The organism is Pseudomonas sp. HMWF006 (assembly GCF_003061205.1).
Lineage (GTDB): Bacteria > Pseudomonadota > Gammaproteobacteria > Pseudomonadales > Pseudomonadaceae > Aquipseudomonas > Aquipseudomonas monsensis.
Genome location: NZ_QAIU01000285.1, coordinates 1 through 11,552, shown reverse-complemented (window position 1 = coordinate 11,552; position 11,552 = coordinate 1). Strand labels below are relative to the sequence as shown.

Annotated in this window: 11 protein-coding genes; 3 read left to right on the top strand and 8 right to left on the bottom strand. The window is 61.8% G+C overall.

Features of this window, described 5'->3' with window-relative positions; all coding sequences use genetic code 11:
- The first annotated feature begins 205 nt into the window (after positions 1-205).
- Positions 206-835, top strand: coding sequence for a flavin reductase family protein (locus DBR24_RS11740; RefSeq protein ID WP_128614826.1), 630 nt, complete (start codon positions 206-208; stop codon positions 833-835).
- A 4-nt stretch (positions 836-839) separates the two neighbouring features.
- On the opposite strand, the gene DBR24_RS11735 is transcribed toward DBR24_RS11740, so the two are convergent.
- Positions 840-1,082 (bottom strand): hypothetical protein, encoded by a 243-nt coding sequence (locus tag DBR24_RS11735; RefSeq protein ID WP_123466359.1) that lies wholly within the window; start codon positions 1,080-1,082, stop codon positions 840-842.
- A 43-nt stretch (positions 1,083-1,125) separates the two neighbouring features.
- On the bottom strand, positions 1,126-1,479 hold the full coding sequence (locus DBR24_RS11730; RefSeq protein WP_123466335.1) for a putative quinol monooxygenase: 354 nt from the start codon (positions 1,477-1,479) through the stop codon (positions 1,126-1,128).
- A 338-nt stretch (positions 1,480-1,817) separates the two neighbouring features.
- On the opposite strand from DBR24_RS11730, the gene DBR24_RS11725 reads away from it, so the two are divergent.
- Entirely contained in the window at positions 1,818-2,747 is a 930-nt protein-coding gene (locus tag DBR24_RS11725) for an AraC family transcriptional regulator (RefSeq protein WP_123466332.1), read from the top strand.
- A gap of 339 nt (positions 2,748-3,086) precedes the next feature.
- Here DBR24_RS11725 and DBR24_RS11720 read toward each other — a convergent pair whose 3' ends face one another.
- The 6 genes from DBR24_RS11720 to DBR24_RS11695 all read right to left on the bottom strand — a co-directional run bounded on the left by DBR24_RS11720 (position 3,087) and on the right by DBR24_RS11695 (position 10,502).
- Complete coding sequence (locus DBR24_RS11720; protein ID WP_128614825.1) at positions 3,087-4,142, bottom strand: ABC transporter ATP-binding protein; 1,056 nt, start codon at positions 4,140-4,142, stop codon at positions 3,087-3,089.
- 13 nt (positions 4,143-4,155) lie between these two features.
- Positions 4,156-5,004, bottom strand: coding sequence for an ABC transporter permease (locus DBR24_RS11715; RefSeq protein ID WP_123466328.1), 849 nt, complete (start codon positions 5,002-5,004; stop codon positions 4,156-4,158).
- Positions 5,001-5,909 (bottom strand): ABC transporter permease, encoded by a 909-nt coding sequence (locus DBR24_RS11710; RefSeq protein ID WP_128614824.1) that lies wholly within the window; start codon positions 5,907-5,909, stop codon positions 5,001-5,003. The genes DBR24_RS11715 and DBR24_RS11710 overlap by 4 nt, the downstream gene beginning before the upstream one ends.
- 186 nt (positions 5,910-6,095) lie before the next feature.
- A complete protein-coding gene (locus DBR24_RS11705) occupies positions 6,096-7,199 on the bottom strand; it encodes an ABC transporter substrate-binding protein (RefSeq protein ID WP_123466324.1) in 1,104 nt (367 codons plus the stop codon).
- A 217-nt stretch (positions 7,200-7,416) separates the two neighbouring features.
- Positions 7,417-8,868: an aldehyde dehydrogenase family protein gene (locus tag DBR24_RS11700; RefSeq protein ID WP_128614823.1), complete on the bottom strand. Its 1,452-nt coding sequence runs from the start codon at positions 8,866-8,868 to the stop codon at positions 7,417-7,419.
- On the bottom strand, positions 8,865-10,502 hold the full coding sequence (locus DBR24_RS11695; protein ID WP_128614822.1) for a 5-guanidino-2-oxopentanoate decarboxylase: 1,638 nt from the start codon (positions 10,500-10,502) through the stop codon (positions 8,865-8,867). Before DBR24_RS11695 ends, DBR24_RS11700 begins: the two co-directional genes overlap by 4 nt.
- Before the next feature lie 229 nt (positions 10,503-10,731).
- On the opposite strand from DBR24_RS11695, the gene DBR24_RS11690 reads away from it, so the two are divergent.
- Positions 10,732-11,552, top strand: an 821-nt coding sequence (locus DBR24_RS11690; protein WP_128614821.1) for a LysR substrate-binding domain-containing protein, incomplete at its 3' end; no start/stop codon positions are given.

Here is an 11,552-nt window from a genome sequence, read left to right as displayed (position 1 = left end):
CGATAAAACCGGTACTGCTGCAGCCATCAGCTGAATATCAGCAGTCGTCCAACAGCCCGGCTTCGGCCGGGCTTAGTCATTTCTGAAGCATCACAAACATCCCCTGCAGGCTCACGCCTATAGAGGATCAGCGTTTGACTGGAAATACGCGGTGCGCTCTTACACTATGGCGTCTTTAAGCATGCCCTCTTCAGGAACCCTCGCCATGTCCGATGACATCCACTTCTACGAACCCGCCAACGGCCACGGCCTGCCCCACGATCCGTTCAATGCCATCGTCGGCCCGCGCCCCATCGGCTGGATTTCTTCGCAGGATGCTCAGGGCCACTTGAACCTGGCGCCGTACAGCTTTTTCAACGCGTTCAACTACATCCCGCCGATCATTGGTTTTTCCAGCGTCGGGCGCAAAGACAGCCTGAACAACATCGAGCAGACCGGCGAGTTCGCCTGGAACCTCGCCACGCGCCCGTTGGCCGAGCAGATGAACCAGAGCTGCGCAATGGTCGCGCCGCAGGTCAACGAGTTTGAATTGGCGGGGCTGACGACGGTGGCATCAAAAGTGATTTCGGTGCCACGGGTCGCCGAAAGTCCGGTGTCGTTCGAGTGCAAGGTCACGCAGATCATTCAATTGCAGCGCGCCAACGGCGAAACCGTGCCGAGCTGGCTGATCCTCGGCGAAGTGGTCGCCGTGCATATCGCCAAGTGGCTGTTGAAGGACGGCATCTACGACACCGCCGCGGCAGAACCGATTCTGCGCGGCGGCGGACCAGCGGACTATTTTCAGTTGGGGCCTGAGGCTCTGTTCAAGATGTGGCGTCCAGGCGCCAGCCAGTAACGCGTTACCAGACCAACTCGGCGTCAGCAGTGACGCCCTTGAGTTTATCCAGCTCATTGATGGCCGCCTCGTCGGCAGCGATGGCACCGGGGAACACCTGATCACCCAGCAGTTTGTGAAAGCGTGGCGCACCGCCATCGACCAGGGCCTTGACCGCGATTGCCGCGTGATACCCCTTGTTGCCGCCCAACTCGACGGGGACGACTGCGGAGACTGCTTCGAAGTGTTCGAACTCTTTACGTGCCATGTCATACATCCCGGCTCAGACAAATAAGCCGGACATTAAACCCTCAACCGGCGAGTTTGTGTACCGGCACCGGGCATTGGCCAAGGGCTTGCGCGGCCGACACGTCCTTGAAGGTATGGAAATCCAGACTGTTGACCACCAGGTCCTGCACCAGCTCGGCGAAGATTTCCATCGACGGGCTGTTGAAATAACGGGTCATCATTTGCTGACTGCTCCAGAAACCGGAGACCAGCCACAACTCGGGATCACATTGCGAATGCTGCAAGGCAAAGCTTAGGCAACCGGGGGCGGCACGGGACGGCTCGATCAACGCGCTCAGGCGTACACCGAGTTCCGCCGAGCGTCCGGCGCGCGCTCGAACGAAGGCCATGTGACTGACGGGAATCTGCTTGGACATGTTCAACCCTCCCAGGGAGTCGCGTGGCAGCCAGCGGACGGGCTGCGACAGGATCAAAGGTTAAGCGCCGAACACATCGCGCCGTTAGTCGATTCCTGCCGCCCTGTTGCACAATCCTGCGAGACTGCACACAGGACTTGTAACAACCTGTGAAACCGCGTCACACCGTTGTCATACGGCGTATCAAGCAAGTTTGCCGCTCTGCATCCTGCTGTGACTGAGCACGCCGGCAAGCCAATGCAGAATCAGGCAAGCATTTGACAGGATGTGTCTACCGCTCGCGCTTGCACAAACTTAAGCTCTGCTCCATTCCATCTCCCTTGCCGAGGATGCCGTGCATGACGTCATTCGATCGTTTTCAAGCCCAGCCTGATGCCGACATGGAGAAACAGCGCGAAGAACTGGCGGCGATCATCCGCCGCAACACCACCGACGATGGCAGTTACCAGACCGCCGTCGGCTCGCTGTTCATGTCGCGCCACACCCAGTCCCACAACTTCGCTCCGGTGCTCGCGCAGCCGGCGTTGTGCATCATGGCGCAGGGGCGCAAAGAGGTGCGGCTGGCCGACGAGTACTTCAATTACGACCCGCTGAATTATCTGGTGGTCTCGGTCTCGATGCCACTGAGCGGGCGCGTGGTCAACGTTTCACCGGAAGAGCCGATCCTCGCCGTGCGCCTGGACATCGACCCGGCGGAAATCACCGCACTGATCGCCGATGCCGGCCCGATGGGCGTGCCGACCCGGCCCACCGGGCGCGGTCTGTACGTCGAACGCATCGACGGCGCAATGCTTGACGCCGTGCTGCGCCTGGCCCGCTTGCTCGATGCACCGAAAGACATCGCCATGCTTGCACCGCTGATTCGCCGCGAGATTCTCTATCGTCTGCTGCGCAGTCCGCAGGGTCATCGTTTGTATGAGATCGCGATTGCCAACAGCCAGAGCCACCGCATCAGCCAGGCGATCAAATGGCTCAACGGCAATTTCGAGCAACCGTTGCGCATTGATGATCTGGCGAAAGAAGTGAACCTCAGCGTCTCGACTCTGCATCACCGCTTCAAGGCGATGACGGCGATGAGTCCGCTGCAGTATCAGAAGCAGTTGCGCCTGCAGGAAGCGCGGCGCCTGATGCTGGCCGAGGGTCTGGAAGCCTCGGCGGCAGGATATCGCGTGGGCTACGAGAGCCCGTCGCAGTTCAGCCGCGAGTACAGCCGCTTGTTTGGCGCGCCGCCGTTGCGGGATCTGGCGCGGTTGCGGCTTTCAGTGTGACCGTTAGAAGCCCCTCACCCTAACCCTCTCCCAGAGGGAGAGGGGACTGAATGGGGGATATTCAACAAATACACCGACCTGAAAGTATTTCGCCGAATCCATCATCGACTGGATTTTTCAGGTCGATGGATAACGCCAGACACCTCGGTCGCCTCCCTCTCCCAGAGGGAGAGGACTGAATGGGGGATATTCAACAAGTACACCGACCTGACAATGTTTTGCCGAATCCATAATCGACTGGATTTTTCAGGTCGATGGATAACGCCAGACACCTCGGTCGGCTCCCTCTCCCCCCGGGAGAGGGCTGGGGTGAGGGGCGATTCGGAGTCAGACCTCGCTCTAAGCCCCCAACACCCGACAAGCCTCCACCGGCAACGTCACCGACACCGGATGCCCGATCCCCAAACCAATCCCCTGACACGGCGTACTCAACGCGGTGAACGTCACCCCGGAACACTCCACCGTGGTCTCGATGGTCGCGCCGATATCACGCACGAACGTCACCTTGCCGAGCAGGCGATTGCCCGCCGTCGCCTGTGGTGCAGACAGTTGCAGGTCTTCGGGGCGAATCAGCATCTTCACCTTCTGCCCCACCACGATGCTGCTGCAGATCGGCACTTGCAGTGCATCGCCACCCGGCAGGCCGACTTTGCCATCGCCCAATGCCGTGGCCGGGAAGATGTTGCCCGAGCCAATGAAGTCAGCGACAAACTCGTTGGCCGGGTGCCGATAGATTTCAATCGGCGTACCGACCTGCTGCACCTTGTGCTCGCCCAGCACCACGACAATATCCGCCATGGTCATCGCCTCGCGCTGGTCGTGGGTGACCATGATCGTGGTGATGTTCAGGCGCTGTTGCAATTGGCGGATTTCCACCTGCATCGACTCACGCAGCTTGGCATCCAGCGCCGACAGCGGTTCGTCGAGCAAAAGAATTTTCGGCCGCGAGGCAATCGCCCGGGCAATCGCCACCCGCTGCCGCTGCCCCCCGGAAAGCTTCGCCACCGGACGGTTGATCATCGCTTGCAACTGGATCAACTCCAGCAACTCCACTACCCGCTTCTGCTGATCAGCCTTGCTGACGCCGCGCAATTTCAGCGGATAGGCGATGTTTTCACCGACGGTCATGTGCGGGAACAGCGCCAGCGACTGAAAGACCATGCCGAAGTTGCGCAGGTGCGCCGGGGTCTGGCCGATGTCCTCGCCGTCCAGGCGAATTTCGCCGCCGCTGAGGGTTTCCAGCCCGGCGATCATCCGCAGCAAAGTGGTTTTGCCGCAGCCCGACGGACCGAGAAAACACACCAGCTTGCCCTCGGGCAAATGCAGGTTGACGTCTTGTACCGCGCACGCCGAGCCGTAGAATTTCTCGACGTTTTCCAGAATCAGACCAGTCATGTTGCACCTCAAATCAAAAGGAAACGCCGCCCTCGCCCACCAGCTTCTCCAACGCCCAGATCAGGACGAAGTCGATCAGCACGATCAGCACGGCAAACGAGAACACGGTAGGGTCGAGCGATGACACGGTGCGGCTGTACATCCAGATCGGCACGGTCATGACGTCGATGGTGTAAAGGAAATAGGTCACGGTGAATTCGTTGAACGAGACGATGAACGCCAGCAGCATCCCCGCCAGAATCCCCGATTTCATCAACGGCACCACCACATCGACAATTGCGCGCAATGGCGAAGCACCGAGCATCCGCGCCGCCTCTTCGACTTCACTGCCGATGGAGAGCATCGCCGCGGTGCAGTTTTTCACCACGAACGGCAGCGCCAGAATCACGTGGGCAATTACCAGCCGCGAGGTGGTCAGGTGGAACGGCAGACTGTCGAACACCAGCAGCAAGGCCAGGCCCAACACCACCATCGGGAACACCAGCGGCAGCGACATCAGTTGCAGCGCCACGGCTTTGCCACGGAACTCGCAACGGGTCAGCGCATAGGCGGCAGGCACCGCGATCAACGTGGCGAAGACCATGGTCAGGCACGACACCAACAGGCTGGTGGCCATGGCCTGGCCGAGGCTCAACACATCACTGGCGTCCGGCGACACGAAGGTGTGCCAGGCCGCTTTGTACCATTGCAGGCTGTAGCTGCTCGGCGGGAAATCGAGGTTCGACGCCCCGCTGAACGACATGACGATCATGGTCAGGATCGGCAACACCGCCAGCAGCAGAATGAAGCCGGAGAGGATGCCGGCGAACTTGCCGGTGTCGCCGGGCAACAGCGCCATGCGCTTCTTGGTCAGGGCACTCATTGCGAAGCCTCCAGCAGACGCCGACGACGGCCGGTGATGTATTCGGACAGGGTCATGATCGCCAGCGTGGTAACGATCAGCACCACCCCGGCCGCCGACGCGGCGGGCCAGTTCATCAGTGGCGCGATCTGGTCATGCACCATCACCGCGAGCATCGGCACACGACGACCACCGAGCAGCAACGGCACGACAAAACTGCTGGCGTTGTAGGCGAACACCAGCGTCGCCCCGGTAATGATCCCCGGCAGACTCATCGGCAACACCACCTGACGGAACACCTGAAAACGACTGGCGCCCAGCGTTGCTGCCGCTTCTTCGTAGGTGCGCGCGACGCCGCGCATGGCGCTGGCAATCGGCAGCACGGCCAGCGGAAACGCGGTCTGTACCAGCCCCATCAGCACGCCGTTCTGGTTGTACAGCAACATGATCGGGCGCTTGATCAGGCCCAGGCCCATCAGCGCCTGGTTGAGCATCCCGCCCGGGCCGAGAATCACCAGCCAGCCGTAACTTTGCAGCAGCAGGTTGACCAGCAGCGGCAGGAGCACTGCCGCGAGAAAAATCCGCCGCAGGAACGGCGAGGTCAGGCGCGACATGGTGTACGCCACCGGGATCGCCAGCAGCACGGCAATCACCGCGCTGATCAATGCCAGACGCAAGGTCAGCAGCAAGGATTTCAGGTAATAGGGTTCGAGCAACTGGACGTAACTGGCCAGGCTGAACCCCGTCCACTCCGCGCCTTTGGTGCCGACGCTCATGCGCAACACCAGCAGGCTGGCGGCGATCAGCACGCCGAGAAACAGCATCGACGGCGTGAGGAAAAACCACGCCCGGGCGGTCGGCGAAACACCGCGCGCCGGGCGCACGCTGCCGGCGTCGACCGGTTGGCTCAGGGATTGATGTTCCATAGCAATGATCTCGTCAATGGAAGAACAACTGACGAACACAGCTCTCCAAACCACCGTGCCCCTGTGGGAGCTGGCTTGCCAGCGATCGCAATCTGTCAGTGACATCATTGTCGACAGGTAGGCCGTCATCGCTGGCAAGCCAGCTCCCACAAGGGGTTTGTGGTGCTCTGAAGGATGGTGTTCGGCTCAGGAAGAAAAGATTTCCGTATAACGACGAATCCATTGGTCATGCACGGTCGCCAAAAAGGCGTTGTCGTGCATGATCGCCTTCTCGGCAATCTGCTCCGGGGTGAGGATGTACGGGCTCTTGCGTGCTTCGGCGGAGATGATCGCCTTGGCGTTGACCGGGCCGTTGAAGATGTCTTCGGCCATCTTGCCCTGCACCAGCGGGTCGAGAGAGTGGTCGATGAAGGCGTAGGCCAGATCGGTGTCGCCGGGACGGTTCTTCGGCATCACCGACAGCATCAGGTCGGTGTAGAAACCTTCCTTCATGCCGAACGTGGCGCCGAGGCCGTAGTTCGGATCGCGGATCTGCTTGGGGAAGAAGGCCGGGGCGTACAAGCCGCCCATGTCCAGCGAACCGGTGCGGAACAGCTCGGCGATCTGGTTCGGGTTCTCGCCAAGAGTGACCACGCGATCCTTGAGTTCGGCGAGTTTCTTGAAGCCCGGTTCGATGTTGTGTTCGTCACCGCCGGCGAGTTTGGCGGCGATGATGATCAGGTCCATCGCCTCGGTCCAGTTCGGCGGCGGCAGGAAAATGTTCGGCGCCAGATCGGCGTCCCACAACGCCGCGTAACTGTTCGGCGCCTCTTTGAGCGTGCGGGTGCTGTAGACCAGACTGTTGCACCACAGCAGGTAACCGATGCCGTGACCGTTGGCGCCCGTGCGGTATTTTTCCGGTACGTCGATCAGGTTGGGAATGCGGTTGAGGTCGGGTTTTTCCAGCAGTCCGGCGGCGGCCAGACCTTCGGCGCCGACCCCGGCCAGGGTGATGATGTCGTACTGCGGACGGTCACCGCCGGCCTTGAGTTTGGCGACCATCTCCGAGGTGCTGCCGGTGCGGTCGGCGATGACCTTGGCGCCGGTCTTGGCCTCGAACGTGGCGGCGATATTGCGCAGTGCGGCGAGGCCGGTGTCATCCGACCAGGTCAGCAAGCGCAGGGTCTTGCCGGCGAAACGTGTGTCGCTGGCAGAGGCCCGGATGAAGGGCATGCTCAGGGCCGCCGCCGCTACCGAGGCGACGCCGACGGTTTTAATGAATTGACGCCTGTTCAGATCATGCTCGCCCATGAAGGACTCCCTTTGTTCTTTTAAGTATGAGGTTGGTCGCAACCGTTGCATCCGCGCGGCCGGATCTGCTGCAGGCCTTGTGTTCAAAGGCCTGCAGCGCTGCCGACGGGTTCATCCTGAGGTCGTGCAATACACCTGACTATCGATAAAAACTCATCGAAGCCATGACACCGGCGCATGCCTCGTTGCGAGGCATGCGCTCCCCGTTTTCGGGCGTTCAGAGCGCCCGGATCACGTGTTTGATTTCCTGAAATGCAGCCAGGCCCCACGGCCCCAATTCGCGACCGATGCTGCTCTGCTTGTAGCCGCCCCATGCCGTCTGCGGGAAGATCACTTGTGGCGCGTTGAGCCACACCAGCCCCGCCTGCAGGGCGTTGGCGACCCGGTCGGCGGTCTCGGCGTTACGCGTTACCACACTGGCGACCAGCCCGAACTGACTGTCGTTGGCCAGGGCAATCGCCTCGGCTTCGCTGCTGAAACTGCGCACACAGAGCACCGGGCCAAAGATCTCTTCACACCACAACGCACTGTCGAGGGGCACTTCGGTGAACACCGTCGGCTGCAAAAAATAGCCGCGCGGCAGATCCGCCGGACGATTGCCGCCGCACACCAGCTTCGCTCCGGCACTCAGACCCCGGTCAATGTGGCCGAGCACCCGCTGGTATTGCGCCTGATTGACCAGTGCGCCCATCTCCACGTCCGGGTCGAACGGATCGGCTACGCGGATTTTTTCTGCACGGGCCTGCAAGCGGTTGAGGAATTCATCGGCCAGCTCATCGGCGACCAGCACCCGACTGGTGGCCGAGCACATCTGCCCGGCGTTGAAAAAACCGCCGCCGCAAGCCAACTCCACCGCCAGTTCAAGATCGGCATCTTCAAGCACCAACAGCGAAGATTTGCCACCCAGTTCCAGGCTCACACCTTTCACGGTTTCCGCAGCGCGTTGCATCACCTGGACGCCGACAGCGTTGCTGCCGGTGAAGGAAATCTTCGCAATGCGTGGATCAGCCGAGAGTGGCGCACCGACCGCCAGACCGGTGCCGCAGACCAGGTTGAATACGCCTTTGGGCAGGCCGGATTCGGCGATGATCGCCGTCAGTTCCAGCTCCGGCAGCGGCGTGACTTCCGACGGTTTGAGCACCACGCAGCAGCCGGCGGCCAGCGCTGGTGCGAGTTTCCACGCGGTGGTGACCATCGGGAAATTCCACGGCACGATCAGCCCGACCACACCGCACGGTTCCCGGCGCAGACGGGCGCTGAAATCGTCGCTGGGCAGCGCCACGTGACTGTCCAGTTGTGCGTCGAGGCCTTCGGCGAGTTCGGCGTAATACTCGAAGGTGGCGATCACGTCGTCGACGTCGATGGCCGCCTCGAATTGCGGCTTGCCGTTGTTGCTCGACTGCAGCTTCATCAGGTGGTCGCGACCGTTGCGCACGCCGCTGGCGATGTTGCGCAGGATCGCGCCACGCTCGGCACCGCTGGTTTTCGACCAGTCCTTGAACGCTTCCGTGGCAGCAGCGACCGCCAGATCGACCGCTTGTTCGTCACCGCCATTGACCGTGGTCAGCAGCGCTTCGGTGGCCGGGTTGATCACCCGCAGATGCTCGCAACCGGCGGACCATTGGCCATTGATGAACAGGCCATCGAGTGTGGTCGGGAAATTGATCATTTGGCCACCGCCTGCATCCATTGGGTCTGGTCGATTTCGATCAGGGTCGGGCCCTGGCGATCGGTGGCGGCGCGCAGCGCGCCGCGCAGTTGTTCCACCGAGCCAATCGCCTCGGCGGCGCAACCCAGGGCCTTGGCGACGCCGATGAAGTCCGGGGTGTAGATGTCGACGCCGACCGGCTCGATGGCGCGGTTGACCATGTACTTCTTGATCTCTTCGTAACCCTGGTTATTCCACAGCAGGACGATCACCGGAGTGCGCGCTTCGACCGCGCTGGCCAGTTCCGGCAGGGTGAACTGCAAGCCGCCGTCACCGATCAGGCACACCACCGGCGCACGGGCGCCATCCTCAATGCTGCCGCCGAGCCACGCGCCAATGGCCGCCGGCAAGGCGTAACCGAGGGTGCCGTATCCGGTGGACGAGTTGAACCAGCGCCGTGGTCGTTCCGGGTTGAAGGTCAGGTTGCCGGTGTACACCGGTTGCGTGGAATCGCCGACGAACACTGCATCCGGCAACTCGTGCAGGACGGTTTCGAGGAAGCGCGTCTGCGCCAGGGTTGGCGCATCCCAGGTCGCGGCCAGATCGTCGCGCAAACGCGCGGCGCGCACCTGGCCCCAATCGTTGCGGCGCTCGGCCAGAGGTTGGTGCGACAAAGCACTGAGCAATGCCTGTGCAGCGTTGCGCGAGTCGGCGACCAACGCCACGTGTGGCGGATAGTTGCGCACGGTCTGGTCGGCGTCGATGTCGATGCGCAGCAGTTTGCCGGGAATCTCGAAGCCGCCGGCGAAGGTCACGTCATAATCGGTTTCGGCCAGTTCGGTGCCGATCGCCAACACCACGTCGGCATCGGCCACCAGTGCGCGGGTCGCGACCAGGCTTTGTGTCGAGCCGATCAGCAGCGGATGGCTGGACGGCAGCATGCCTTTGGCGTTGATGGTCAGCGCCACCGGAGCGTCGAGCAATTCGGCCAGTTCGGTGAGTTCGGCGGCGGCGTCGATCGCACCGCCACCCGCAAGAATCAATGGTCGTTGTGCGCCGGCCAGCAGCTCGCTCATGCGGCTCACGGCGGCGGGGGCGGCACCGGCGCGGTCGATGTTGACCGGAACGCTGGCGAGCAATTCATCGGCCTCTTCCACCAGCACGTCCAGCGGAATCTCGATGTGCACCGGACGTGGACGCCCGGCCTGGAACAGCGCAAACGCACGGGCCAGTACGCCCGGCAATTCCGCTGCGGACATCAAGGTATGAGAGAACGCAGCGACGCCACCGACCAACGCACTCTGGTTCGGCAGCTCGTGCAGCTTGCCGCGACCGCCACCCAACTGGCTGCGCGTCTGCACGCTGGAGATCACCAGCATCGGGATCGAGTCGGCGTAGGCCTGGCCCATCGCGGTGGTGATGTTGGTCATGCCCGGACCGGTGATGATGAAGCACACCCCCGGTTTGCCGCGGGTGCGCGCATAGCCGTCGGCCATGAAACCGGCGCCCTGCTCATGCCGTGGAGTGACATGGTTGATGCTCGAACGGGCCAGCCCGCGATACAACTCCACGGTGTGCACCCCGGGAATGCCGAACACCTGCTCGACCCCATAATTTTCGAGTAACTTGACCAGTACTTCGCCACACGTCGCCATGTCGATTGCCCTTCTTGTTTGTTCAATACGCCGTGCCAGTGTGGGAGCGAGCTTGCTCGCGAAAGCGGTGTATCAGCCACATTGATGCTGAATAGAAAACCGTATTCGCGAGCAAGCTCGCTCCCACATTGATCCGGGTGGAATGGGCTCATTGAACGGGCGGCAGGTAGCGGCAACAATCGATTAAAAGTCATACTAGCCATGTCCTCACGTCATACCTTGGATCCACATGAAACGACTGCCTCCCCTGCCCGCCCTGCACACGTTTCTGATCACCGCGCAGTGCTGCAACTTCACGCGGGCGGCCGAGCAGTTGCACATCACCCAAGGGGCAGTGAGCCGGCAGATCGCCGGTCTGGAAGAGCATCTGGGTTATGCGTTATTCATTCGCCTGGCCCGGGGCCTGGAGCTGACCGCCGAAGGGCGTGAATGGCTGCCACGGGTGGAGAAGATCTTCGGCCTGATCAGCGAAGCCACCGAGCAGATTGGTCTGAAGCGCGAAACCCTGCAGCTCAAGGCCCCCAGCTGCGTGATGCGCTGGTTGGTGCCGCGCCTGCTGCAATGGCAAAAGGAACGCCCGGACGTGCCGGTCAAACTGACCACCACCCTGGCCCACGGCGTGGACTTTCAGCGCGAGCAGTTCGATGCCGCGGTGATCTACGGCACGCCGCCGGACAATTCATCGACCGCCCTGCACCTGTTCGATGAGCAACTGACACCGGTCTGTTCACCCGCGTTACTGAAGGGCTCTGCGGCGCTGACCGAACCGACCGATCTGCAACAGCATCTGCTGCTGCACCCGACCCGCGACACACAGGACTGGACGGTGTGGCTGAACGCTGCCCAATTGCAGCTGAGCAACGTCAACATGGGCCAGCATTTCGAGACGCTGGATCAGGCAATGTCGATGGCGTCGCATGGGACAGGGGTAGCGATTGGCGACTGGTCGTTGATCGGCGACGACCTGCGCGCCGGGCGGCTGGTGATGCCGTTTGAATTGAAGGTGAAGACGGGGCTGGGCTACTACGTGGTGATGCCGCAGGGTGGGGA

Excerpts from the sequence above, each read along its gene's own strand:
- DBR24_RS11740 (WP_128614826.1), top strand. The coding sequence starts at position 206 with ATGTCCGATGACATCCACTTCTACGAACCCGCCAACGGCCACGGCCTG.
- DBR24_RS11735 (WP_123466359.1), bottom strand. The coding sequence starts at position 1,082 with ATGGCACGTAAAGAGTTCGAACACTTCGAAGCAGTCTCCGCAGTCGTC.
- DBR24_RS11730 (WP_123466335.1), bottom strand. The coding sequence starts at position 1,479 with ATGTCCAAGCAGATTCCCGTCAGTCACATGGCCTTCGTTCGAGCGCGC.
- DBR24_RS11725 (WP_123466332.1), top strand. The coding sequence starts at position 1,818 with ATGACGTCATTCGATCGTTTTCAAGCCCAGCCTGATGCCGACATGGAG.
- DBR24_RS11720 (WP_128614825.1), bottom strand. The coding sequence starts at position 4,142 with ATGACTGGTCTGATTCTGGAAAACGTCGAGAAATTCTACGGCTCGGCG.
- DBR24_RS11715 (WP_123466328.1), bottom strand. The coding sequence starts at position 5,004 with ATGAGTGCCCTGACCAAGAAGCGCATGGCGCTGTTGCCCGGCGACACC.
- DBR24_RS11710 (WP_128614824.1), bottom strand. The coding sequence starts at position 5,909 with ATGGAACATCAATCCCTGAGCCAACCGGTCGACGCCGGCAGCGTGCGC.
- DBR24_RS11705 (WP_123466324.1), bottom strand. The coding sequence starts at position 7,199 with ATGGGCGAGCATGATCTGAACAGGCGTCAATTCATTAAAACCGTCGGC.
- DBR24_RS11700 (WP_128614823.1), bottom strand. The coding sequence starts at position 8,868 with ATGATCAATTTCCCGACCACACTCGATGGCCTGTTCATCAATGGCCAA.
- DBR24_RS11695 (WP_128614822.1), bottom strand. The coding sequence starts at position 10,502 with ATGGCGACGTGTGGCGAAGTACTGGTCAAGTTACTCGAAAATTATGGG.